The following is a 24,742-nucleotide window of genomic DNA, read 5'->3' on the forward strand; positions in this document are numbered from 1 at the left end:
ATCCGTTGCCAAACTCAATCACTCAACGAATTTAACAATATCTGTACTGGGTGCTTTGGTTTAAAACCCTCAATACGTTTTACCTGACTACGGCAGGAATAACCGGTAGCCAGTATTTGTTGGGGTTTAAGCTCCGTTATTTGCTGTTGCCAACTTAAATTATAAATCCCGATGGAATTATCCAGATTGGATTTCTCATGGCCGTAAGTACCCGCCATGCCACAACATCCCGTTTCAACCAGTTTTAATGATAATCCAAAACGGGAAAATATTGTCTGCCATTCACTGCCGCTGACCGGCAACGCTGTTTTCTCGGTACAATGGGAAAACAGGTAAAAATCATTCGGCGCGTTAACACTGGGTAACTGTTGCAAGCGACTCAACCATTCATGCACCAGCAGTACCTCAAATTCACCACGCACCTTGCCAAGCGCTTTACTGTATTCATCGCGGTAACAAAGCACCAGCGACGGATCGACTCCCAGCATCGGACAGCCTAACGCCGCCAGGCGGTTAAGCAGTTGCGCGGCATTTTTTGCCGTACTGGCAAATTCCTGCAAGAAGCCTTTCACATGTTGTGGTTTACCGTTAGGCACAAAAGGTACCAGCACCGGTTGATAGCCAAGTTTTTCAATAAATTGTAAATAGTCATCCACCAATTCGGCTTCGTAATAACTGGTAAAAGGATCTTGCACCAGTAGCACCACTTGACTCCGCTGCTCAGCGCTCATGTTCTCTAGCTCAGTCAAATCAAAGGCGTAACGATGTTGCACTCGTTGTCGCAGATTGGGTGAAGTTAACAAAGGGGTATCCACATAACCAATCGATTTATCGATCAGGTTATTAACCCATTTCTGCCTTAAAAAGAAGTTCACCAGTTTTGGTGCTTTCGCCATTAACGGTGCCATTTTTTCAATATTGCCCACTAACATATCTTTTAGCGGGCGGCTGTAACGCTGGTAATAAATAGATAAAAACCGGGCTCTGAACGTCGGTACATCGACATTAATCGGACACTGGCTGGTGCACGCCTTGCAGGCCAGGCACCCGTCCATAACTTCCAACACTTCGTGAGAAAAATCCTGCTGCTCGCTATTGTGACGATTGCGGCTGTTGCGCCATTTACTCAGCCAGCTTATTTGTTCCGGGGCCGTTTCCAGTTGTTCAATATTGACATTCTGCTTGGCTAACAGGCGCAGCCATTCGCGCATCATACCGGCTCGCCCTTTGGGGCTGTGACGACGATCGCGAGTGATCTTACTGGAAGGGCACATAGGGGATTTAGTATCGTAGTTAAAACACAGGCCATTGCCGTTACAGTTCATCGCTGGCGCAAAGGATTCGCGGATATTGACAGGAATTTGCCGATCATATTGGCCACGTTTCACATCATCCACTTTGACCAGTGACTCAGTACTTTGATAAGGCGTGCAAATCTTGCCCGGATTCATCTTGTTATATGGATCGAACACTGCCTTAATTTTTTGCAATTCGGCAAACAACTCATCACCAAAAAACTCCGGCGAATATTCCGAACGGTAACCTTTGCCGTGCTCTCCCCACATCAGGCCGCCGTATTTAGCCACCAACGCCACTACCTGATCGGAAATTTCTTTCATCAGACGCTCCTGCGCCGGATCGCACATATCCAGCGCCGGGCGTACATGCAATACTCCGGCATCCACATGCCCAAACATGCCGTAGCGCAATCCGTGCCCGTCCAGTAATGCCCTGAACTCCATAATAAAATCGGCCAGATTTTCTGGTGGCACTGCAGTATCTTCAGCAAAAGGCAGCGGTTTTTGCGGCCCTTCGGCTTTACCCAATAGACCGACCGATTTTTTCCGCATCGCGTAGATATTGGTAATCTGGCTGGTATCGCGAGTAATCTGATAACCAATAACCCCATTGCGCTGCTGAGCGATGTCAGCTTGCAACACCGATTCCAGAGTCAACAGCTTGTCATCAAAATCAGCTTCCGATTCACTGTTATATTCGACCATATTCAGGCCTAGCATATCCTTGCCTGGTACATCACTGATCATATCTTTAACGCTGTGCCAGATAATATCCTGACGCGCCAGATTGAGGACTTTGCTATCCAGAGTTTCTACCGACGTCGCCTGCGCAGCCACCATTTGCGGAGCGTGGCGCAAAGCCGATTCAAATGAATCATATTTGATATTGACCAGTGCCTTGAATTTGGCAATAGGGGTAACATTGAGCGTGGCTTCGGCAACAAATACCAGCGAGCCTTCCGAACCGCTAATAATGCGGCTCAGATCAATCTGCTGCAAATCATCACTGACAGCATGTTCCAAATCGTAACCCGTCAAAAAACGGTTTAAACGCGGAAATTTGGCCAAAATTTGCTGCCGCTTTCCAACGCAAGTGGCTAATATTTGTTGATAGATTCGACCCGTGATGCTATCTGTAGTGGCTTGCTGCTGTGCTGATTCAGCACTAACGGGAACAGTATCAAGAATATCACCATTGGCCAGCACCGAGGTCAACCCCAGCACATGGTCACTGGTTTTACCGTAAACCAGCGAGCCCTGCCCTGACGCATCAGTACTGATCATTCCGCCAATGGTGGCACGGTTACTAGTGGACAAATCTGGCGAGAAAAAATAGCCGAACGGGCGTAAAAAATCATTGAGCTGATCCTTGACGACACCCGCCTGAACCTTGACCCATTTTTGTTCGGCATTGAAGTCCAGTATCCGGTTCATATGCCGCGATACATCCACGACAATCCCCTGCGTCAGGGATTGACCGTTAGTACCTGTCCCCCCGCCTCTGGCGCTAAAACGGATATCAATAAAACGGCTTTCGGCAGCAGTGCGCCCCAGCAGCGTCAAATCATCAATATTTTTAGGAAACACCACAGCTTGCGGCAATGCCTGATACACCGAGTTATCGGTAGACACAGCAAGTCGGCTGGAATAAGCCGTTTCTATTTCACCGGAAAAACCGGATTCAGGTAATACCGCCAGATAATCCAGATAGTTTTGTTCCAGACTGGCTTGGGGATCAACAACAGGAAGCATGAATACACAAATACGATTCTAGAATGCATGCAGTATACCGAAACAAAACGCCCCCCGCTATTGCCGCTATATGCAAATAATGTCGGGCATATGCTTGGTGAGTAAGAGTTTGTAACAACTGTTTTGTATGTTGTCCGACGCCATATACTCTATAGTAGCGCTATACATTTGTGGCAAGTAATCGAAGATGACAATGAAAAGAATGATTAGAATGATATTAGGGGCCGGATTAGTGTTGTTTGGGCTGCTTACCTTTTTCATTTTACCCGGTTCAATTTTGACTATCGCCATCGGACTGATGTTGCTCAGTTTTGATTTTCCGTTGGCTCGACGCTGGCTAAAACTAAGTCAGCGCAGCATGTCGCATTCAGCCCGCAAACTGGACAGTTATTTGCTGGCGCGTAAACATCGTCGTAACTGAAAACCCATAATCCAGATGAATTAAAAACAAAAAGCCAATCAACGGATTGGCTTTTTGTTATCGGATGATTAAATCAATCAGGCGTGCTTCTCACCCAAATATAGCCACGTCTCAACAACCGAATCAGGATTTAATGACACACTGTCGATGCCCTGCTCGACTAGCCAGGCAGCGAAATCTTCATGATCCGATGGGCCTTGTCCGCAAATACCCACATATTTTCCGCGCGTTTTGGCGGCTTTAATTGCCATTGACAACAGCGCTTTGACCGCATCATTACGTTCATCAAATAAATGCGCAATCACGCCTGAATCCCGGTCCAGTCCCAAAGTTAACTGGGTCAAGTCATTGGAACCGATAGAAAACCCGTCAAAAATATCCAGAAATTGATCCGCCAGCAGCGCATTGGAAGGCAGTTCACACATCATAATAATGCGTAAGCCGTTTTCACCCTGCTTAAGTCCCTGCTCCGCCAGTAGTTCTACGACCTTGCGGCCTTCTTCCACAGTACGCACAAAGGGGATCATAATCTCGACATTGGTCAGTCCCATATCATTACGCACCCGTTTTATCGCTTCGCATTCAAGGGCAAAGCAGTCACGGAAGTCTTCTGATATATAACGACTGGCACCACGGAAACCGAGCATCGGGTTCTCTTCATCAGGCTCGTACTGGTAACCACCAATCAGGTTGAAGTACTCGTTCGATTTAAAATCCGACATCCGCACGATCACTTTTTGCGACGAGAATGCCGCACCAATAGTGGCAATGCCCTCAACCAGTTTACTGATATAAAACTCTACCGGTGATTCATAACCGGCCATCATTAAATCAATGTCCTGTTTAACCTCATCCGGCTGCAAGTCATAATTCAGCAAGGCTTTTGGGTGTACGCCAATCATACGGTTGATAATAAATTCCAGACGGGCCAAACCGACACCCGCATTGGGTAAGCGCGCGAAATCAAAGGCACGGTCAGGATTTCCCACATTCATCATCACCTTCAACGGTAAATCCGGCATAGAATCGATACGTGATGTAGTGACGTCAAACTCCAGTTGCTCATCATAGATATAACCGGTATCCCCTTCAGCACACGATACCGTCACCTGATCGCCATTACTGATTAAATCAGTGGCATTGCCACATCCCACCACAGCCGGAATACCCAGCTCGCGAGCAATAATTGCGGCATGACAGGTGCGTCCACCGCGATTGGTCACAATCGCCGAGGCCCGCTTCATAATCGGTTCCCAGTCAGGATCGGTCATATCGGTAACCAGCACATCTCCTGGCTGGATCTTTTCCATTTCTTCCACGCCGGATAATACTTTGGCGATGCCGCTACCAATTTTGTGACCGATGGCGCGGCCTTCGGCAACAACCTTGGCTTTACCTTTAAGGTTAAAGCGCTCAATGACCTGGATATCCTCACGACTACGCACAGTCTCAGGGCGGGCCTGAACAATATACAACTTGCCATCGATACCGTCTTTGGCCCATTCAATATCCATAGGCCGCTGGTAATGCTTTTCGATGATCTGGGCTTGTTTGGCCAGCTCAGTCACTTCAGCATTGTTAATAGAAAACGTCAGGCTTTTGGCGGGCTCTACATCGACAATTGAAACTTGCTTGCCATGATCCTGATTATCGGAATAAATCATTTGGGTCAGTTTGCTACCCATATTACGCCGCACGATGGCGGGTTTACCTCTGTCCAACGTCGGTTTGTGTACATAAAACTCATCAGGATTTACAGCACCCTGTACCACCATTTCACCCAAACCGAATGAGGACGTAATAAACACCACATCTTCAAAACCGGATTCGGTATCAATGGTAAACATCACACCAGAAGACGCACAATCGCTACGCACCATGCGCTGAACGCCGGCAGACAATGCAACGCCTTTATGGTCATAACCTTGATGTACGCGGTAGGAAATCGCCCGATCGTTAAACAGCGAGGCATATACATGCTTAATTGCCACCATTACCGCGCCATAACCTTTTACATTCAAAAAGGTTTCTTGTTGACCGGCAAACGAGGCATCGGGCATATCTTCGGCTGTGGCAGAGGAACGTACAGCAAAAGACGCCTCATCCCCCATTTCGCCCTGTAACTGGGCGAAAGCGGACTTTATCTGGCTTTCCAGTTCAGGCAGGAAGGGAGTTTCGATAATCCAGTCGCGAATAGTTTTACCGGCCACTGCCAAAGCACTGACGTCATCTACGTCCAGTTCATCCAGCAATTGATGAATTCTGTCGTTCAGGCCACTTTGCTCAAGAAAATCGTTAAATGCCAGCGCCGTGGTAGCAAAACCACCGGGCACTTGCACACCGGCATTGGCCAAATTAGAAATCATTTCTCCCAGGGATGCGTTCTTGCCTCCCACCCGATCAACGTCGGCCATGCCCAACTGTTGATACCATAAAACATACTCTTGCACTGTAGGGTACTCCTGCATATTGAGGTTATGGAGACGTTATGTCCCAATCATTTTCCAATCTATTAGATCTTTGTGCTTACGCGTCCAATTTTTCGCTTGTTATTATTATATTTTTTAAACAAATCCGGCTTTTTATATGAATACTGGCTTTTTACGCAGATGATTTTAGAATGTTGGTTATAAGAAAGTAAACTTTTATTTATTTTCGTAATAAAATTACAACATTGTTAAGGAATTGTTATGCGCTCATCTTTTTATATCTCTGACGGAACCGCAATTACCTCAGAGGTATTCGGCCACGCATTGCTGTCTTTATTCCCTGTCGAGTTCAAACATTACACTATTCCATTTATCGAAACCGCCGAACAAGCGTTAGAAGTTAACAAGAAAATTTCTGAAAGTTTTCAAGATACCGGACAGCGTCCGCTGGTATTTCATACCATAGTGAATCAGGAAGTGCGGGATATCATCTCCAGCTCGGACGGGATCAATTACAACTTCCTTAATCAGTTTGTGCCACCACTAGAAAAAGCCCTGGGCATCCAGGCCAAGCCGGAAAAACACCGTACACACAGTATCCATGAAAAAACCTACGATATCCGTATTGATGCGGTGAACTTTGCGCTGGCCAATGATGATGGCTCCAATCTTAAAGACTATGGCGCAGCAGATATCATTCTGACCGGCGTATCGCGCTCCGGTAAAACTCCCACCAGTTTGTATCTGGCCTTGCAATATGGCATTAAAGCCGCCAACTACCCTTTTACCGAAGATGATATGCAAGATGTGTTAAAACTGCCCGCGGCACTGCGAGCCCATAAACACAAGCTTTTTGGTTTAACCATTGCCCCGCAGCGCTTGCATCAAATTCGCTCTGAGCGCCGGGCTAACAGCCGTTATGCTTCATTACAGCAATGTATGATGGAGTTAAGGGAAGTGGAAAACCTGTATCGACGGGAAAAAATCCCTTTTTTGAACAGTACGTCGTTTTCTATTGAAGAGATCTCGGCCAAAATATTAGCCATTACCGGACTGGAACGCCGCAAATACTAGAACCTGAGGACCTTATGCCACAACATTTCACACCAGAGTTAATGCATTTTTTACAAGCACTACGTAATAACAACGACAAAGGCTGGTTTCATGAGCATAAACAGGATTACGAAGCGCTGGTGCGCACCCCTGCGCTAAATTTTATTCAGGAAATGGACAACTGGATCAAGATGATCTCGCCACATTACGAAGCCAATGCCAAGAAAATGGGCGGCTCGCTGATGCGTGTATACCGGGACGTGCGCTTTTCTAACGACAAATCTCCGTACAAGACCAATGTGGGGATCCAGTTTCGCCATGAAGTGGGTAAAGATGTGCATGCCCCCGGGTTTTATATGCATATTGAACCGGGTAATGTCTTTTTGGGTGTGGGTTCCTGGCATCCTGCCTCGGACGAGCTTAAAGCTTACCGGGATCATATCGTCGCTAAACCCGGCCCTTATCAGGATGCCATCGAGCATCCGCCTTTTACCGAGATATATCAAATGAGTGGCAGTTCGTTATCCCGCCCTCCCCGAGGTTTTGATAGTGACCACCCGCTGATTGACGAACTGAAACGCAAGGATTTTATTGCCCTGACGCCTATAGACGAATCCCTGTTATATCAGGACGATTTGGCCGAACAGGTAGCGCGTATTTTTGGTCGTGCCCAGCCCTTGCAACGGTTTTTATGCGAAGCATTGGGACTACGCTTTTAACCTGTAATATAGCGAATAAAAAAATGGCCTCAAACGAGGCCATTTTTATAATATAAATCAGATAGTTACGATTTAAGATGATCAGCCACTAAAAAGGCCAGTTCCAGCACCTGATCGGCGTTTAAACGCGGATCACACTGGGTTTGGTAACATTCGGCCAAATCGGCATCACTGATTTTATACGCGCCGCCGGTACATTCGGTGACGTGCTGGCCGGTCATTTCCAGATGGATACCACCCGCATGAGTACCTTCAGCGCGATGAACCTGGAAGAACTGCTGAATTTCACGCAAGATATCATCAAAATTACGGGTTTTATAACCGCTGGAAGCCTTGATGGTATTGCCATGCATCGGATCAGAACTCCACACCACGTGGCGGCCTTCCTGTTTTACCCGCTGTAGCAAACGTGGCAAGTTTTCAGCCAGGTTATCAGCGCCCATACGCGTGATCAAAGTCAAACGACCGGCTTTGTTATCCGGATTGAGCGCATCAATCAGCTCAATCAGCTCATCTTCCTGCATGGTTGGGCCGACTTTAACCCCGATTGGATTATTGATACCGCGGAAAAATTCCACATGAGCATGATCCAGTTGCCGGGTACGCTCGCCAATCCACAACATATGCGCAGAACAGTTGTACCAGTCACCAGTCATGGTATCGCGACGGGTCAAGGCCTGTTCGTAATTGAGCAGCAAAGCTTCATGGGAGGTAAACAGCGTGGTCTCGCGAATTGCCTTGTGCGTATCAGAATTGATGCCGACCACCGACATAAACTCCAGCGCATCATGCAGATTGTTGGCCATGGTCTGGTAGCGTTCTTTGAGCGGATTGTTTTCCACAAACGCCATATTCCATCGATTTACCTCATGCAAATCCGCCAAACCGCCCTGCGCAAAAGCGCGTAACAGGTTTAATGTTGAAGACGCGCGGTGATAGGCTTCCACCATACGCTGCGGATCTGGACGGCGTGCGGCCTCGGTAAACTCAAAACTGTTAATAATATCGCCACGGTAGCTGGGTAGAGAAACACCATCAATGGTTTCAAAATCACCGGAGCGCGGTTTAGCATATTGGCCGGCCATACGAGCCACTTTGGTGACCGGACATTTGCCCGCGTAAGTCAACACCACCGCCATTTGCAGAATAACCTTGAAGGTATCGCGAATTTTGGGTGCGTTAAATTCATCAAAGGATTCAGCGCAATCACCACCTTGCAGTAAAAACCCCTTGCCTTGGGACACATCGGCTAACTGACTAAACAACTGGCGAGCTTCAGCGGCAAATACAACGGGAGGATAACTATGCAGACGTTGCTCAACTTCTTGCAGTTGTTGCACATCGTCATATTGGGGTTGTTGTAATATTGGCTTTTGACGCCAACTATCAGGTTGCCATTGACTCACTATTGTTCCTTTAGTCTGTTAGTGTTTGCACAAAAGAGTAGCCCTGTTTATTCATAGGGCAATATTCGGGAGCCAGAAAGATACGGAGGTTAGCGGTCTTTTTCAACTGTTTGAAAAATCTTTTTACCTTCTAACGTAGTATGAATCGCAATAAGACAGCCAAAGGCATTTGAAAGCGCTTCAGGCTGCATCACTGCTGAAGTTTGACCGAACTCCTGCAATTGGCCACTTTTTAGCAAGCCGACCTTGTCTGCATAGCGGTAACAAAGATTGAGATCATGGTTGCTGATCACCACCTTGTTGCCTTTATCTGCAATATCAGCCAGCAATTGCATCAGTAGCGACTGGTGGCGAAGATCCAGTCCTTGCAAAGGTTCATCCAGCAATATCAATCCTTCACCGGCCAATATGGCTGGCCAGACTTGCAGTAACGCGCGGCTAATCTGTACCCGGCGCAATTCGCCACCAGAGAGTTGCTGCATCGATTTGTCCAGAAACGGGGCGATTTCCAGCGCGTTATCCAAAGGCTCGGGAATGGTCGCCAGATCCGGTATAAAAAACTGCAACGCTTCACGCACCTTTACCGCAAAAGCGGGATATTCGCTTTGCTCCTGCAAGGTTCTAAAATTGGCCAACTCTGCCAGACTAAAGTCAGCCCAATTACGTCCGGCATAGCGGATCTGCCCTGAAGATACGGGTAACAAGCCTGCCAACACCTGCAACAATGACGATTTACCGGCGCCGTTAGGGCCAATAAGATGGAGCAACTCTGCCGGTTGAACTTGCAAACTGATACCAGTGAGTCGTTTGTCCAGACTGACCTGTTGAATACTTAACCCACTCATCTTGCCTGCCTGCCAATGCGGCTCATCGAATACAGAAAAACCGGACCGCCCAAGGTCGCAGTTAACATACTGACCGGCACCGCGATACCGCCAAAACTTTTTGACAGGATCACCACTAGCATCAATAACAAGGCACCACCTAATGCCGAAGCTGGAATAATAAAACGGTTATCGTGTCCGCAGAAATTGCGCAATAAATGCGGAACCAGCAAGCCGACAAATGCGATGGAGCCAGCCAGAGATACTGCAATGCCCACCAACAAAGCACTGCTAAGCAATATACGGCGATTAAAACGACTAACATCCAACCCGGCCAGGCGGGCACTGACATGACCAAAATACAGCCAGTTCAAGCGTTTGCTCTGGACAAAACTGTCAATCACCAACAATAGTACCAACGGGGCGCTCACACTGATCAGTCGCAGATCAGTTTGCATCAGGCTGCCCATTAACCAGAAGGTCAAATTGCGCAATGCCTGGGCATCAGAAAAAAAATATAGCCAGGCAATAATGGCCCCCGCAATAGTCGAGACACCAATACCGGCTAAAATCACCGAGCTGCCATTTAAACTGGCCATACGTCGTGCCAGCATATAGATCAATAGCGTCGAGAGTAATGCACCAATAAAACAAAATAGCGGCAATCCATACTGCATCCCGGTCCAGCCCCATACGCCACCGGCCAGCAGATAAATAGCGGCAAACAAGCTGGCGCCACTGCTGATGCCGATAATGCCCGGATCCGCCAGCGGGTTACGTAATAATACCTGCAATAATGCCGAGCTAACCGATAATGCCGCCCCTACCGACATCGCCGTCAGCATCATCGGCAAACGAATATGGAGCATGATTTGCTGGTCAACGACGGAATCAAAGGGCGAAGACAGACCGCTAAATAACACAATCAGACTGCAAACTAGCAATGCTAGGGCGAGACACACCAGCCACAGATTCTGGCTGCGACGACTGGAATTTATCACCGGGATTCTGCTTTGATATGCTCCAGCAACCCGTCGGCAGCGTCTTCAATTAAATCCAGCACGTACTCAAATCCCTTGGCGCCGCCATAATAAGGATCGGGTACGGCTTCTTCGTCACAGTCGCTAAAGGACAAAAACATTTTGATTTTATGTCGATATATCTCGGGACAGGCGTCGGTGAGTTCGGCAAAGTTGGCATGATCCATCGCCAGGATCAGATCAAATTTTTCAAAATCTTCTGCCACAACCCGTCGGGCAAACAAACCGTCGAAATTGTAACCCCTTGTCATACCGGCTGAAACGGCTCTTTCATCCGGTTTGGCATTTTTATGGAAGCCTTGTGTACCTGCACAATCTGTGGTGATGCTAAGTCCTTCAGCTTTGGCCTTGTGGCGGAATACCGCATGAGCAGAGGGTGATCGACAGATATTGCCTAAACAGACAAACAGGATGGCAGGGTAATGACGCATAATATTGTTTTACCAGATCAAAAAAAGTTTGAACAGACCGCCTATACTACCCAGCCGTGGATGGCTTTAAAAGTAAATGTTGTGTCATAAAAGGGTTTAGATAATTTGGTAGGTTTGAGTCCATTCGATCACAAAATCAATAAAAACCCTTAAACGTGCCGATACCGTTTCCCGGTCACGATATAAAAGATAAACCGGGCGCTGTTGTCCCATCCAGTCAGGCAGAACGGCTTGCAGTTCCGCTGTATCATCCTGGGTTGCGCGAAAATAGTAATTAGGCACCAGTCCAATACCTAACTGCGCTGCGATAGCATCAATAGCCAAATGAAAATCATTGGTACGGAAACGGCTTTGCGGATTTAGTCCCACCACTTCGCCGCTATGCCGATGTTTAAGATCCCAGACGGTGACAGGTTCAGCCACAATCAGCTTTTTATCAGTCAAATCATGCGGATGAAGAATATCTCCCACCTGTTGCAAATACGATTTTGAAGCACATAACCCCATGTGAGTGGTCCACACATGTCTGGCTATCCAGTTGGGTTCCTGAGGTTCGCCAACCCGAAAAGCCGCATCAAACTGCTGCTCAACCAGATTTTCATAATGATTGGATAGCACCAGTTCCAGATGGATCTGTGGATAACGTTTGGCAAAATCGAAAAAGCAGCCGCTTAACCAGCGTTGACTCAGGCTAATCGGCGCGGTTATTTTCAAGCGCCCGCATAATTTATGTTGGTTAGTTTCCAGTGTTTCAGCAATTGAATGCAGGTCATTCAATAACGGGCTGCACTGGGTATAATAATTCTTGCCCATTTCAGTCAGTGAAAAATGGTGCGCACTGCGCTCGAGCAAACGCCCCCCCAGAGCCATTTCCAACGATTTTAAGCGGCGGCTCAGCGTCGCCGGAGCCATTCCGGTTGCGCTCGCAGTAGCATTAATCCCCTTGTATTGCACCACCAGTTGAAACAGGTGCATATCATCCAGCGAAAATTTTGATTTCATATTTGAAATTAATCACTCCATTTTTAGCTATTTAAAAGCATAATCGAAATCAATATATTCTCCAATATCGAAATTTGTCATCGTCATCACAAGGGTTATCAGACAACATGAACAAATCTGCTTACATATGGCCGCTGGTCATCCTCAGTACCTTTTTTTGGGGCAGTAATTTCAATGCCGGTCAGGCTATAGCGGATTCAGTCACACCGCTGACCGCCGCAGCCGAGCGATTCTTTATAGCCATGTTGATATTTTTGCTGTTCAGGTTAATCAAAGGTCAATCAGAATCATCTTTGCAATGGCGTGACGCGTGGATATTGGTGCCACTTGGCATTATTGGTGTGTTTGGATTCAACTTCGCATTTTTTACCGCTTTGCATACCACGCAGGCACTTAATGCGGCGTTGATTATGGCGCTATCACCGATGGTTTCAATGCTGCTGGCGGTATGGCTACTCAATGCACGGATGATGCGATACCAATTACTTGGCATGCTCATCGCGTTTGTAGGTGTGAGTCTGGTGATCACCGGCGGCAATTTTGCTTTGCTGCATGTGGCCATAGGTGATCTGTGGATGCTGGTCGCCTGTTTGGCCTGGAGTTTATACAGTGTCGGTTCCAAACGTTATGCATCACACATACCTTCGTTGCAATTTGCCCGCTGGACCGTATCTATCGGCGCAGTGGCGCTGATTGTGGTCGCCTTTATCACTGACACGCCCTATAGCAGCATACAACAACTGTCGCTGCAGACTCACAGCATTCTGTTCTATATGGCCTTGTGTGGTTCGGTCTTGGCGTATATTTTCTGGCTAAGGGGAATTCAGGTTTTAGGGCCGGATCGCTCGGCAATCGCCTTTAATCTGGTACCGGTTTTTACCCTGCTGATCAGTGTCACGCTGGGCGTGGTACCAGATAAGATGCAAATAATGGGACTGTTATTGGTGTTATCCGGCATGCTGGTTTTCAGCGGATGGCGGCCACGCCGGGCCAAACAAGTTTGCCCCGGCTAGCTTTACCTATTAGCTTTGACGTAACGCATCAATACGTTTCTGCAACGGTGGATGACTTAAAAATAGCTCGCTGAAACTGCGTTTGCCCCTGATGCCAAACGCCATTAAGCTGCCATCCAGATGCGATTCCTGACTCAGTTTCAGTCGCTGTAGTGCCGCGATCATTTTATTGCGGCCCACTAACCTGGCAGATCCGGCATCAGCGCGAAACTCTCGATGACGACTAAAGGCCATAACGATAATACTGGCCAGTAAACCGAATACCATTTCCAGCACAAACACCACCGCCATATAAGAAAACATTCCCAAGCCGCCGGATTGTCGGTTATTTCCCCGTAAAGCATTATCAATCAGGTGAGCAATCACCCTGGCCATAAAAATGACAAAGGTATTCACCACCCCCTGTAACAGGGTCATGGTGACCATGTCGCCGTTAGCGATATGGCTGATTTCATGCGCCAGCACCGCTTCCACTTCATCCTTGTCCATGCTTTCCAACAACCCTGTCGATACCGCGACCAACGCGTTGTTGCGATTAGCTCCGGTAGCAAAGGCGTTCATATCTACGGAACGATACATTGCCACTTCTGGCATACCAATATTCGCTTGTTTAGCCAACCGCTGTACGGTTGACACCAGCCAGCGTTCCGTTTCACCCACAGGTTGGCTGATTACCTTGGCGGACACTGCCCGCTTAGCCAACCATTTAGACATTAGTAAGGAAATAAAGGCCCCACCAAAACCGAAAATACTGGCAAATACCAGTAATCCGCCCATTCCCTCGGGATTAATATCCATGGCCGCAAAAACGATATTCATTACCACAGACAACACCAGCACAACGGCCAGATTTGTCGCTAAAAACAACAACACACGCTTCATACATTCCTCATGGAAACAGGCTTTAACTACGTATCAATATGTAGTGCTTAAGATTTCATTATTCAAGAGACTAAAGTGTCAGCAAATATTTCATCGCCAATGGTATAATAGAGACCAAAAACTAATGTGGATCAGGAATCACAATGAATTTGTTGCTATTAAGTAGTTCCAGACAGGAGCAAGGCGCTTACCTTGAACATGCGCAAGCTATGCTCAACGAACATTTGCAAGATGTATCTGAATTACTGTTTATTCCTTTCGCTGGTGTTACTGTTGACTGGGATAGTTATACGAAAATGGTTCAACAGGCTTTGCCACAATTTAATGTGACCGGTATCCACCAAACAACCAATGCCCGTCAAGCGCTGGAAAATGCCCAGGCCATTGTGGTAGGCGGTGGCAATACCTTCAATTTACTCTACCAGCTATATAAACAGGATCTGCTTAACGGTATCCACAGAAAGGTTTCCGCAGGCACGCCCTACGTTGGCTGGAGCGCAGGTTCCAATATTGCCGGCAACAGTATCCGTACCACTAATGATATGCCGATTATTGAACCACCCTCATTTGACGCATTGCAGTTGGTGCCTTTCCAGATAAATCCCCATTACACCGACTATCAGCCGCCTGGACACAACGGTGAAACCCGGGCCCAGCGACTGGCAGAATTTATGGTACTCAATCCAACCATGCCTGTCCTGGCTATACGCGAAGGCAGCGCATTAAAAAGACAGGGAAACCGGCTAACACTGCTGGGTGACAAAAAAGGACTGGTATTTGTTGCAGGCGACCAAATGAATATTGAACCGCACCAGGATCTTTCCGACTATCTGTAATTATTCGTTGCTGCAGCAGTTGTTGTAAAAGTCACTCTACAACAGCGGGGTGACATCCAGATAAGGCGCTGCCATATCCGCGTTGTTCACTTGTGGCACTTTACCGATCAACGGTGCGTCAATCAGGGTTTGCAGAGCTTCGAGGTTGTCTTGCAGATAGGCCATGTTGCTATCCGGGATATTGGCAATCCAGCCGGATATGATCAGCCCGTCATGGGCAATGGCTTCTGCCGTTAAACGAGCATGATTTAAACACCCAAGACGTACCGGCACCACCAACACTACCGACATCTGCTGCTGAATAGCCAAATCGGATAAAAACAGCGTGTCGCTAAGCGGCAAACGCCAACCACCGGCGCCTTCGGTGAGGATAAAGTCCGGCTGATATTGTTGCAGCACATCAAATGCCTGATTGAGTTGAGTTAAATCAATCTGCTGCGCGGCCTTTTTAGCCGCCAGATGGGGTGCCACAGGCTCCTTAAATGCCACCGGATTGATTTGTTGGTAATCCAGAGTTTTACTACAACGAGCTTGCAAGGCAAGCGCATCGGCATTGCGTAATCCATCTGCAGTTTCTTCACAACCGGCTGCAACAGGTTTAAAGCCCAATACTTGATAACGTCTGTCAGTCAGCTCCTTCATAATGGCTTCTGTCATAAAGGTTTTGCCCGCTTCTGTATCAGTCGCGGTAATAAATATTTTTTTCACTATCAATCCAGATTTATAAAAGTGTGATTAACGCTTGTGCAGTTGAAGAAAACTAATACGGTATCCAAGAGGTAATAAGCCTTGCTCATTGCGGTATTGTTCATATTGTCTATTCAGCTCAGCCAAAGAGCGACGGGTCAATGGCACCGCATTGGCCGTTTCGGTGACAACATTAGCGCCGATGGACTTGATTGACCCCAACAGTTGCCGCACGTCAGGATGGTAAGTCATATACTCGCGCTGACTTGCTTTAACCGCAAAACCGGCTCGCTCTGCTGCCTGTTGCAATGATACATGGGATGGAAACTGATTTATATGTTGCCGACTGTCTATTTGTTGCCAGCATTGCTGCCATTGCTGGAAAGAGCCTTGCGACATTATCGCCACCACGCCTCTTGCCGCTGGTTTCATCACCCGATAACATTCGCTGAACACCCCTAAACCACACCATTGCAATGCCATGGATGAGAAAAGGGCCTCAAAACTGTTATCAAGAAACGGCAGTTTTTCTCCGTCGCCAGCCACCCAGCTTAGCGAATGGGCGTTACTTTCGCGGGCTTGTTGCTGCGCATATTTTAACATTCCCTCGGCCAGATCCAGTCCAATGACTTTAGCATGCAACGGCAGCATAGCGCGGGTAACTTTGCCTGTGCCTGCACCTATATCCAATACCATGCCATCACTTGCTGGCAACAATTGCAGCGCATCCTGGGCAATGTGCCACTGCACATCGGCACAATGATCATAATCCGCCGCAGCCCGACCAAACTGACGGGCAATACGCTGCTTGAGATTAATCGCCGGTGACTGCAAGCTAGTCTCCATGTTGCACGACCTTGGCCAAAACAATCAATAATTCGTCCAGTGCCGGCACTTCATGTTGTGCCGATAAAGTAATGCGCAATCGCTCCGTTCCTTGCGGCACTGTGGGGTAACGAATGGCTGTCACCCAAAATCCAGCCTGTTTTAATGCTCGACTGGTTTGTAATGCTCGGTCCGGATCACCGACCATTACCGGTTGTATAGCGGTATCTGACGGCATCAGTGCAATCCCGAGCTGGTTGGCTCTGGTTTTGAAATACTCAATATTGCTACGCAGTTTGTCACGACGCCAGGATTGGCTGCGGATTAGTTCAATACTTGCCAGCGTCGCCACCGCCTGCGCTGCCGGCATATGGGTGCTGTAAATATAATGACGGGCAGAATTGACCAGGTAATCAACCAACTCCTGACTGCCAGCCACAAAAGCGCCTGCGGTACCCACGGCTTTACCGAAAGTCGCCATCAACACCGGCAATTGATTTTGCGGTAATTGCTGTAATTCCGCGCTCCCCATCCCCTGCTCACCCAGCACGCCAAATCCATGCGCATCATCCACCATTAACCAGGCATTGTGATCAGCACAGCATTGACTGACCTGCTTTAAAGGAGAAACATCGCCATCCATGCTAAATACTCCTTCTGTTACAACCAGCTTATTATCGGCGGATTTGTTCATCAGACGTTGCAGATGGCTAACATCATTGTGGGCAAAGCGCTGTAACTTGCCGTTGCTGGCCAGAGCGCCGTCGATAATAGAAGCATGGCTGAGCTTGTCGGCAATAATGTATCCACCCTGAGCCATTAACCCTTGGCAAATGGCCTGATTGGCAGCAAATCCTGAATTAAACAGTAATACCGCTTCGCGTTGCAGGTACTCTGCTAACCGACACTCCAATGCCTGATGGGCAGCACTATAGCCAGTCACTAATGGCGAAGCGCCGCTGCCGACGCCCCAAAGCTCAGTCGCATCTTGCCAGGCTTGTTTGAGCTGGTCAGATTGAGCCAGGCCGAGATAATCATTGCTGGCAAAATTAATATAGGGCCGCCCTTCAACCGTAATGCCGGTAGCGCTTAGCGCAGTTATGGATTGGCGTTGACGATACAACGAATCGCTACGCCGCTGCTGTAATGACGTAACGATAAAATCAAAGGCCATGTGGTTCTCTATTCTATGCGTTGCAACTAGTGAGCTGCATCGTAAAAAAGCTGCGGTTGTTGTTGCTCTACAATGGCGTCAGAAAGTGCTGCCTGATGTACTTCATCGGAATACCCCTGTCTGGCTTCCGGCCGGATTCCCAATTTCTGGAACAGGATCTGATCCGAGTCCGCTTCAGGGTTGGCAGTGGTTAACAACTTACTGCCATAGAAAATCGAATTCGCACCGGCAAAAAAACACAACGACTGAGTTTGTTCACTCATTTCTTCCCGACCGGCAGACAGGCGCACATGAGATTTGGGCATCATAATACGAGCCACAGCAATAGTACGGATAAACTCGAACGGATCCAGATCCACTTCATCTTGCAGTGGCGTGCCTTCTACTTTGACCAGCATATTAATCGGCACACTTTCTGGCTGTTGGGGTAAATTGGCCAATTGGACTAGTAACGCCGAACGATCATTGGCGGTTTCACCTAATCCGACAATACCGCCGGAGCATATCTTCATACCTGAATCACGTACATGCTGCAGCGTATTTAACCGATCAGCATAAGTACGAGTGGTAATAATCTCGCCATAAAATTCCGGCGACGTATCCAGATTATGATTGTAATAATCCAGACCGGACTCTTTAAGCATGGCCGCCTGTTCGCGGCTCAACATACCCAGCGTCATACAGGATTCCAGCCCCAATGCTTTTACGCCTTTGACCATTTCAACAATATAAGGCATATCGCGATCTTTGGGATTACGCCATGCCGCGCCCATACAAAAGCGGGTTGATCCCAAGTCTTTGGCTTTTTGTGCTTCTGCCAACACTTTTTCCACTTCCAGCAGGCGCTCTTTTTCTACATCGGTAGTGTAATGGGCGCTCTGTGGGCAATATTTGCAATCTTCCGGACAGGCACCGGTTTTTATCGACAGCAAGGTACTGACTTGCACTTCATTAGGGTCAAAGTTGGCACGGTGAATACCTTGCGCTTTAAACAGTAGATCGTTAAAAGGCAAGGCAAATAATGAATTTACCTCAGCCACCGTCCAGTCATTACGAATATCTGCTGAGCCAGTCATAGTGTTCCTTTACAAGAGATGAATGCTGGCTTAGTCTATTGCCCGCGCTAAACTTGTCAACCTAATCAACAATAAAAGGTTAACAGCTGTTCCAAATACGTACACCTGACATTCTGAATATAGGCAAATATGGATCTCTCTTTCGATCAGCAACACATCTGGCATCCCTACACATCCGCTACGCAGCCATTGCCATGTTATGGCGTTACGTCAGCCAGCGGCGTCTATTTGCACATGCAGGATGGCAAACAGCTGATCGATGGCATGTCATCCTGGTGGTCAACCATCCATGGTTACAACCATCCGCTACTCAACCAGGCGGCCAAGGATCAAATAGATAACATGTCCCATGTGATGTTTGGTGGCTTAACCCACCAACCCGCGATTGATTTGTGTCGCTCACTACTTGAGGTTGCACCACAAGGACTAGAGCGCGTTTTTCTGGCCGATTCCGGTTCGGTGGCGGTGGAAGTAGCGATGAAAATGGCCGTGCAATATTGGGCCTGTCAGGGCAATAACGATAAATATCGTTTTATTACGCCGCGCAACGGCTATCACGGCGATACGTTTGCGGCGATGTCGGTGTGTGATCCGGTTAATGGTATGCACAGCCTGTTTAACAAGGTGCTACCCCAGCAAATATTCGCTCCTGCCCCGCAAACCCGTTTTGATCAGCATTGGAATGAAGATGACTTTATCCCCATGCAGGAACTGGTGGAGCGCCATCACCATGAACTGGCAGCATTGATTCTGGAACCGGTAGTGCAAGGTGCCGGTGGTATGCGCTTCTATCACCCCATGTATTTGCAGCGCTGTCGCCAACTCTGTGATCAATACGATTTACTGCTGATTTGCGACGAGATCGCCACCGGCTTTGGCCGAACTGGCCAATATTTCGCGTGCCAGCATGCGGATATCAGCCCGGATATCCTGTGTTTGGGTAAAGGGTTAACCGGTGGATATATGACACTGGCCGCCACTTTGTGTACCGAAGATGTTGCCGCCGGAGTGAGTGAAGGCCAGCCGGGGGTGTTTATGCATGGCCCGACCTTTATGGGCAATCCATTAGCCTGTGCGGTTGCCAATGCCAGTCTGGGGATACTGGCAACGGGAGAATGGCAAACTCAGGTAAACAATATTGAGCATCAGCTTAAACACCAATTAGCCCGATGCACAGAATTAGCCGCAGTTGCCGACGTGCGCGTATTGGGTGCCATTGGTGTGGTAGAAACCAGACAACCCGTCAATATGGCGGTTATTCAACGAAAATTTGTTGAAGCAGGTGTCTGGATCCGCCCCTTCGGTAAACTGGTGTATATTATGCCACCTTATATTATCGAGCCGGACCAGTTGACCTGCTTAACGGACGCCATCTATAACGCTTTAAAATAAGTCTAAACCGGTATATCCATATCAACATAAAGCAGCAGATAAGCGAGTGATGCGCTGGCGGCAATGATCAGGAAAAAAATATTAACCCATAATGCGTCAGTTTTGCGTCTGGCACGACGACTGCGGATAACAATCATCAGCAACGACATTCCCACACAAAACACCAGTAGCCACACCAACCAGCCAATTAACGAATGATTCCAGCCCTCTCGGACATTGACGTCCAGAAAACGGTTAAAACCGGTTTCCATTTCAGGACGAGCAAAATGAAACACTGCCATCGCTGCGACAAACAAAGCCCAGGCCAGCACATCGGTTAACACCATTAAACGATAAAGCAGATCCTTGCCTTTATGACGCTGATCACTGAAATAACTTTTATTGTCATTAGCCATTATTTTTACTTGAGTCTGTCCACCAGCCAAGTAACATTGGCGGATTGAATAAGAGAGTCCTATCTTGGCATTGAAAAACACACTTTTCATCCCAAATATCCAATAATCGACTCAAAACCATTAAAAAATGATAAATCAGCCTTGCAACTGATTTTGCTATGGAGATACACATGACGCACTCCCCGATTACTGATGTCCTGGCTGGCAAACATGCCGCAGGTACTGACGTAGTAGTAAAAGGTTGGATCAGAACCCGACGCGATTCCAAAGCCGGCCTGTCCTTTTTAGCCGTTCACGACGGTAGCTGTTTTGATCCGGTGCAAGTCATTGCTTTAAATACATTAAATAATTACGAAGATATTAAAAAACTGACTGCGGGCTGTTCAGTTTCTGTCAGCGGTAAAGTTAAAGCTTCCGAAGGTCAGGGCCAGGCCTGGGAAATCGACGCGCAGCAAGTCGAGATTGTCGGTTGGGTCGAAAACCCGGATACCTATCCGATGGCAGCAAAACGACATTCGATAGAGTACTTGCGTGAGCATGCTCATTTACGTGCCCGTACCAACGTGATTGGGGCGGTGACCCGCATTCGAAACTGTTTGTCTCAGGCTATTCATCGTTTTTTCCACGAGCAGGGTTACTATTGGATCAGTACGCCGATTATTACCGCCAGTGATTGTGAGGGAGCCGGTGAAATGTTCCGCGTATCCACACTGGATATGGTCAACTTGCCGATGACAGATAAAGGCGAAGTGGATTACAGCCAAGACTTTTTCGGCAAAGAAGCTTTTTTAACAGTATCGGGACAGCTCAACCTGGAAACCCTTTGCTGCGCCATGTCCAAGGTGTATACCTTTGGCCCGACTTTCCGCGCTGAAAATTCCAATACCAGTCGTCATTTGGCTGAATTCTGGATGATCGAGCCTGAAGTCGCCTTTGCCGATCTCAACGATATGGCGGTACTTGCCGAACAACTGCTGAAATATGTATTTAAGGCGGTATTGGCAGAGCGGGCCGACGATATGGCCTTTTTCGCCGAACGTATCAACAAAGATGTGATCACCCGCCTTGAGCACGTGATTGCGGAAGACTTTGTGCGGATGGACTACACCGACGCCATCGAGATTCTGCAAAACTGCGGTAAAACCTTCGAGTTCCCGGTGGAATGGGGTATCGATCTGTCTTCCGAGCATGAACGTTATCTGGCCGAGGAACATGTGGGCGCGCCGATTATTATGCAGAACTATCCCAAGGATATTAAATCCTTCTATATGCGCCAGAACGAAGATGGCAAAACCGTGGCGGCTATGGATGTATTAGCACCGGGTATTGGCGAGATTATCGGTGGTTCCCAGCGTGAAGAGCGACTGGATATTCTTGATCAGCGGATTGAAGAAATGGGTCTGGATGCCGCTGATTACAGCTGGTATCGCGACTTACGCCGTTATGGCACCGTACCTCACTCCGGTTTTGGTCTAGGTTTTGAACGACTGGTCGCTTATGTGACCGGAATGCAAAACGTGCGAGATGTGATTGCCTTCCCAAGATCCCCCGGCAATGCCAACTACTAAACGAAGTCGATAAAACACAAAAAGCACCTTTAACGGTGCTTTTTTTATGTCAATAAGGGTATACCTTTATTCATTGTCAGCCAGCATTATTCCCAAATTTCAAAATATTGGCTGCTGTCTTTAGCCGGGCGCGAAGTTGGCGGACTCATCGGTGTCCCCAGGTATAAAAAGCCGACTATTTCATCTTCTTCAATAAGATTCAGCGCGCTTTTGACTTCATCAAACCGCGCATAAGCCCCGGTGCGCCATACGCCGGCAAAACCTTGGGCAACCGCAGCCATTTGCATGGCATGAATGGCACAGGAAGTCGACGCAACCTGCTCCACCCAAGGCACCTTGGCGTGCTCGACAAACTTACTGATAGCCACAATGACCATTGGTGCACGCAAAGGCAAATCCGGCGCCTTTTCAATATCCTTGTCAGACATATCATTGGCAATCGCGGCCAATTCAAAAATATCACCGAGCTTACGTAAGCCACTAGCCTGACAAACAATAAATTTCCAGGGTGTTAGCCCTGCATGATCCGGCGCTCTTAATCCGGCCTGCATAATATTTTCCAACGCCTCTCCCTGAGGTGCCGGCTCCTGTAAACGAGGTTGAGACGAACGGTTTAGTAACAGTTCCAGTGCTTGCATAGTTTGCCCTAAAAAATTGCCCGGTTGCCTGCTGCTAACGTTAGGAAAACCTTGACCTATTTACAACAGAAATTTTTATTTTTTAACCTCTGGAATAAAACGCTTGGCTAACCAGTAATCAATACTGGTGAATTTCCCCCCGCCAATAAAAAACAGAGTCAACAACATAATGAAATACGTCGCGGCAAACTCTATGCCGTTATTTAAAATCACAAAGCTGCCACTGCTCGTCAACCAGTCATAATTGCCATGTTGCTGTAATATCTGTCGCGCGAACTCCAGTTTACGGGGTGCAGCCATAACCGTTTCATTTGCTATCAGGGTACCGTCAGCTAACCAGCTCGATGCATCAGCAATCGCCAGCCAACCATTTTGCCAATGCACGGTAAACGCCGCTACCAGCATAGTTACCATTAGCGGAATAGATATCCAGCGTGTTGCCAGTCCAATTAACAACAAAATCGCCCCAAAAAACTCAGTTCCAATAGCCAGACTGGCTAACAGCTCAGGCAAAGGTAACCCCAATCCCCATTGCGTATTGCCAAACCACTCTACTGTATCGTCAAAATGCTGCATTTTATTCCAGCCTGCCTGCATTAACACCGGTGCCAGATAAATACGCAGCAACAAAGGCGCAACGCCTTGTATTAGCCGAGTCTTGTTTAACAGTTGGTGCAGTGGCAAATAGAGTTCGACAAGTTTATTCATTATTATTCCTCGCTATACGCATGACGCAGGTTATTTTTGGTCCGTTTGGTATAAGATGGAATGATCGGAAAAAAACTTTCGCGTAGCCTTAAATGTCAGACCAAAAAAAATCACCGCTTAACAACTTGTTTGCCAGACAACAACCTAAGGTCAAGGCCAAACCGGATATGGCAAGATTGCTGACTTGCCTGGCAGAAGAGGATCATAAACGGATAGCTCAACTGATCCAGAAGTGGTTAAACGACAGTGACAAAAAGACTAAAAGCCGCTAACGTTTAGCGTCAATAGTGGTAACAGACATCATAAAAACTACCCGGCTGTATATGAAACTTGATATCAAACGCCAAATTGAGCAGTTATTTGCAGTACTACTGGCGATGATTGCATGGACAATAAGTGGCTGCCAGCATCATGCTGCACAACATTCTGATGAAATTCCGATCTATGTTTACCATGACTTCGCACCTTTTATTATCAACGGCAACAAAACAACCGATCTAAGTCGTTTATTGGTTAGTAAGTTACGCCAGAAAACCGGTTTAAACTGGATATTACATATTGTCCCGCGGACGTTACTCAACCAGAAGCTGGCCCGGGGAGAAGATGTCACCATTCTATGGGCGAATTCCAAATGGTTTGGAGGTCAGCCCGGTTTGCTGGCCAGCAAGTCCATTTTATGGGATGCCGATGTTATCGTTTATCAACCCGAACGGGCGATTATTGGCCAGTATCCCGACGCCTTCAAGCATAAAACATTCTGCGGCATTGAAGGTCATGTTTATCGACATTTCTCACCACTGTTCGTTAGCGGGCAGATGACACGAATCAACGGCGACAATTACAATGACTGTATCAACAAACTGCTCCAGCACGAGGCGGACGTTGTCCAAATGGAAAAGTCGCAGATACTCAATGCATACCAACAACTGATCCCCGACAAAATAAGGCAATATTCTCCCAACATCGACAGTTTTACCCGCCATATGCTGCTCAGCCCGTCCTATTCTCACTTGTTACCTCAGGTAAATAGGGTGATAACACAACTGAGCTCAGATCAGGAATGGCAACAGGATTTAGCCGCATTTGGAGAACGGGACTTTATCAATCTGTTTGATATGAAATTGGAAGATTTGCTTAAAGTCCACCCCTTGGAATAAGCGGGGGCACTATTAT

General features: G+C 47.6%; 24 protein-coding genes. 9 read left to right on the top strand and 15 right to left on the bottom strand.

Annotation, left to right across the window (positions count from 1 at the left end; translation table 11 throughout):
* Positions 1-14: 14 nt before the first annotated feature.
* A complete protein-coding gene (locus V1467_RS10455) occupies positions 15-3,050 on the bottom strand; it encodes an FAD-binding and (Fe-S)-binding domain-containing protein (RefSeq protein ID WP_416304923.1) in 3,036 nt (1,011 codons plus the stop codon).
* Between the two features lie 193 nt (positions 3,051-3,243).
* Between V1467_RS10455 and V1467_RS10460 the strand changes: the two genes are divergently transcribed.
* The gene (locus V1467_RS10460) at positions 3,244-3,471 is read left to right on the top strand and encodes a PGPGW domain-containing protein (protein WP_416304924.1); all 228 of its coding nucleotides are present in this window, start codon (positions 3,244-3,246) and stop codon (positions 3,469-3,471) included.
* Between the two features lie 77 nt (positions 3,472-3,548).
* Here the strand turns inward: V1467_RS10460 and ppsA are convergent, their stop codons facing one another.
* Complete coding sequence (ppsA, locus tag V1467_RS10465; protein WP_416304925.1) at positions 3,549-5,921, bottom strand: phosphoenolpyruvate synthase; 2,373 nt, start codon at positions 5,919-5,921, stop codon at positions 3,549-3,551.
* A gap of 240 nt (positions 5,922-6,161) precedes the next feature.
* Between ppsA and V1467_RS10470 the strand changes: the two genes are divergently transcribed.
* Entirely contained in the window at positions 6,162-6,974 is an 813-nt protein-coding gene (locus V1467_RS10470; RefSeq protein WP_416304926.1) for a pyruvate, water dikinase regulatory protein, read from the top strand.
* A 14-nt stretch (positions 6,975-6,988) separates the two neighbouring features.
* Positions 6,989-7,672, top strand: coding sequence for a DUF2461 domain-containing protein (locus tag V1467_RS10475; protein WP_416304927.1), 684 nt, complete (start codon positions 6,989-6,991; stop codon positions 7,670-7,672).
* 65 nt (positions 7,673-7,737) lie between these two features.
* On the opposite strand, the gene V1467_RS10480 is transcribed toward V1467_RS10475, so the two are convergent.
* The 5 genes from V1467_RS10480 to V1467_RS10500 form a co-directional block, all read right to left on the bottom strand.
* Positions 7,738-9,078 (bottom strand): class II 3-deoxy-7-phosphoheptulonate synthase, encoded by a 1,341-nt coding sequence (locus V1467_RS10480; protein ID WP_416304928.1) that lies wholly within the window; start codon positions 9,076-9,078, stop codon positions 7,738-7,740.
* Positions 9,079-9,167: 89 nt separating this feature from the next.
* On the bottom strand, positions 9,168-9,923 hold the full coding sequence (locus tag V1467_RS10485) for an ATP-binding cassette domain-containing protein (protein ID WP_416304929.1): 756 nt from the start codon (positions 9,921-9,923) through the stop codon (positions 9,168-9,170).
* A complete protein-coding gene (locus tag V1467_RS10490) occupies positions 9,920-10,903 on the bottom strand; it encodes a FecCD family ABC transporter permease (protein WP_416304930.1) in 984 nt (327 codons plus the stop codon). The genes V1467_RS10485 and V1467_RS10490 overlap by 4 nt, the downstream gene beginning before the upstream one ends.
* Entirely contained in the window at positions 10,900-11,373 is a 474-nt protein-coding gene (locus V1467_RS10495; RefSeq protein ID WP_416304931.1) for a low molecular weight protein-tyrosine-phosphatase, read from the bottom strand. The genes V1467_RS10490 and V1467_RS10495 overlap by 4 nt, the downstream gene beginning before the upstream one ends.
* Positions 11,374-11,469: 96 nt before the next feature.
* Entirely contained in the window at positions 11,470-12,375 is a 906-nt protein-coding gene (locus V1467_RS10500; RefSeq protein ID WP_416304932.1) for a LysR family transcriptional regulator, read from the bottom strand.
* Between the two features lie 107 nt (positions 12,376-12,482).
* Between V1467_RS10500 and V1467_RS10505 the strand changes: the two genes are divergently transcribed.
* Positions 12,483-13,388, top strand: coding sequence for a DMT family transporter (locus tag V1467_RS10505; protein WP_416304933.1), 906 nt, complete (start codon positions 12,483-12,485; stop codon positions 13,386-13,388).
* 9 nt (positions 13,389-13,397) lie between these two features.
* Here V1467_RS10505 and htpX read toward each other — a convergent pair whose 3' ends face one another.
* A complete protein-coding gene (htpX, locus tag V1467_RS10510; RefSeq protein WP_416304934.1) occupies positions 13,398-14,270 on the bottom strand; it encodes a protease HtpX in 873 nt (290 codons plus the stop codon).
* A gap of 143 nt (positions 14,271-14,413) precedes the next feature.
* Here htpX and pepE point away from each other — a divergent pair, with 143 nt between their 5' ends.
* Positions 14,414-15,106 (top strand): dipeptidase PepE, encoded by a 693-nt coding sequence (gene pepE / locus V1467_RS10515; protein ID WP_416304935.1) that lies wholly within the window; start codon positions 14,414-14,416, stop codon positions 15,104-15,106.
* A 36-nt stretch (positions 15,107-15,142) separates the two neighbouring features.
* Here pepE and bioD read toward each other — a convergent pair whose 3' ends face one another.
* The 4 genes from bioD to bioB are packed head-to-tail and all read right to left on the bottom strand — an operon-like array spanning position 15,143 to position 18,868.
* Complete coding sequence (gene bioD / locus V1467_RS10520) at positions 15,143-15,814, bottom strand: dethiobiotin synthase (RefSeq protein ID WP_416304936.1); 672 nt, start codon at positions 15,812-15,814, stop codon at positions 15,143-15,145.
* Positions 15,815-15,841: 27 nt separating this feature from the next.
* A complete protein-coding gene (locus tag V1467_RS10525) occupies positions 15,842-16,639 on the bottom strand; it encodes a methyltransferase domain-containing protein (protein WP_416304937.1) in 798 nt (265 codons plus the stop codon).
* Entirely contained in the window at positions 16,629-17,792 is a 1,164-nt protein-coding gene (gene bioF, locus V1467_RS10530) for an 8-amino-7-oxononanoate synthase (protein WP_416304938.1), read from the bottom strand. Before bioF ends, V1467_RS10525 begins: the two co-directional genes overlap by 11 nt.
* 26 nt (positions 17,793-17,818) lie before the next feature.
* On the bottom strand, positions 17,819-18,868 hold the full coding sequence (gene bioB / locus V1467_RS10535; RefSeq protein WP_416304939.1) for a biotin synthase BioB: 1,050 nt from the start codon (positions 18,866-18,868) through the stop codon (positions 17,819-17,821).
* A 129-nt stretch (positions 18,869-18,997) separates the two neighbouring features.
* Here bioB and bioA point away from each other — a divergent pair, with 129 nt between their 5' ends.
* Complete coding sequence (gene bioA, locus V1467_RS10540) at positions 18,998-20,260, top strand: adenosylmethionine--8-amino-7-oxononanoate transaminase (protein ID WP_416304940.1); 1,263 nt, start codon at positions 18,998-19,000, stop codon at positions 20,258-20,260.
* A gap of 2 nt (positions 20,261-20,262) precedes the next feature.
* On the opposite strand, the gene V1467_RS10545 is transcribed toward bioA, so the two are convergent.
* Complete coding sequence (locus tag V1467_RS10545; protein ID WP_416304941.1) at positions 20,263-20,745, bottom strand: hypothetical protein; 483 nt, start codon at positions 20,743-20,745, stop codon at positions 20,263-20,265.
* An 80-nt stretch (positions 20,746-20,825) separates the two neighbouring features.
* On the opposite strand from V1467_RS10545, the gene asnS reads away from it, so the two are divergent.
* Positions 20,826-22,223, top strand: coding sequence for an asparagine--tRNA ligase (gene asnS / locus V1467_RS10550; RefSeq protein ID WP_416304942.1), 1,398 nt, complete (start codon positions 20,826-20,828; stop codon positions 22,221-22,223).
* A gap of 86 nt (positions 22,224-22,309) precedes the next feature.
* On the opposite strand, the gene V1467_RS10555 is transcribed toward asnS, so the two are convergent.
* A complete protein-coding gene (locus V1467_RS10555; protein WP_416304943.1) occupies positions 22,310-22,861 on the bottom strand; it encodes an NAD(P)H nitroreductase in 552 nt (183 codons plus the stop codon).
* A 75-nt stretch (positions 22,862-22,936) separates the two neighbouring features.
* Entirely contained in the window at positions 22,937-23,569 is a 633-nt protein-coding gene (locus V1467_RS10560) for a DoxX family protein (RefSeq protein ID WP_416304944.1), read from the bottom strand.
* Between the two features lie 92 nt (positions 23,570-23,661).
* Between V1467_RS10560 and V1467_RS10565 the strand changes: the two genes are divergently transcribed.
* Positions 23,662-23,841, top strand: a complete 180-nt coding sequence (locus tag V1467_RS10565) for a hypothetical protein (protein WP_416304945.1) — start codon at positions 23,662-23,664, stop codon at positions 23,839-23,841.
* Positions 23,842-23,892: 51 nt separating this feature from the next.
* On the top strand, positions 23,893-24,726 hold the full coding sequence (locus V1467_RS10570) for a hypothetical protein (protein ID WP_416304946.1): 834 nt from the start codon (positions 23,893-23,895) through the stop codon (positions 24,724-24,726).
* Positions 24,727-24,742 lie beyond the last annotated feature (16 nt).

Source organism: Neptunicella plasticusilytica (assembly GCF_047922965.1).
Taxonomy (GTDB): domain Bacteria; phylum Pseudomonadota; class Gammaproteobacteria; order Enterobacterales; family Alteromonadaceae; genus Neptunicella; species Neptunicella plasticusilytica.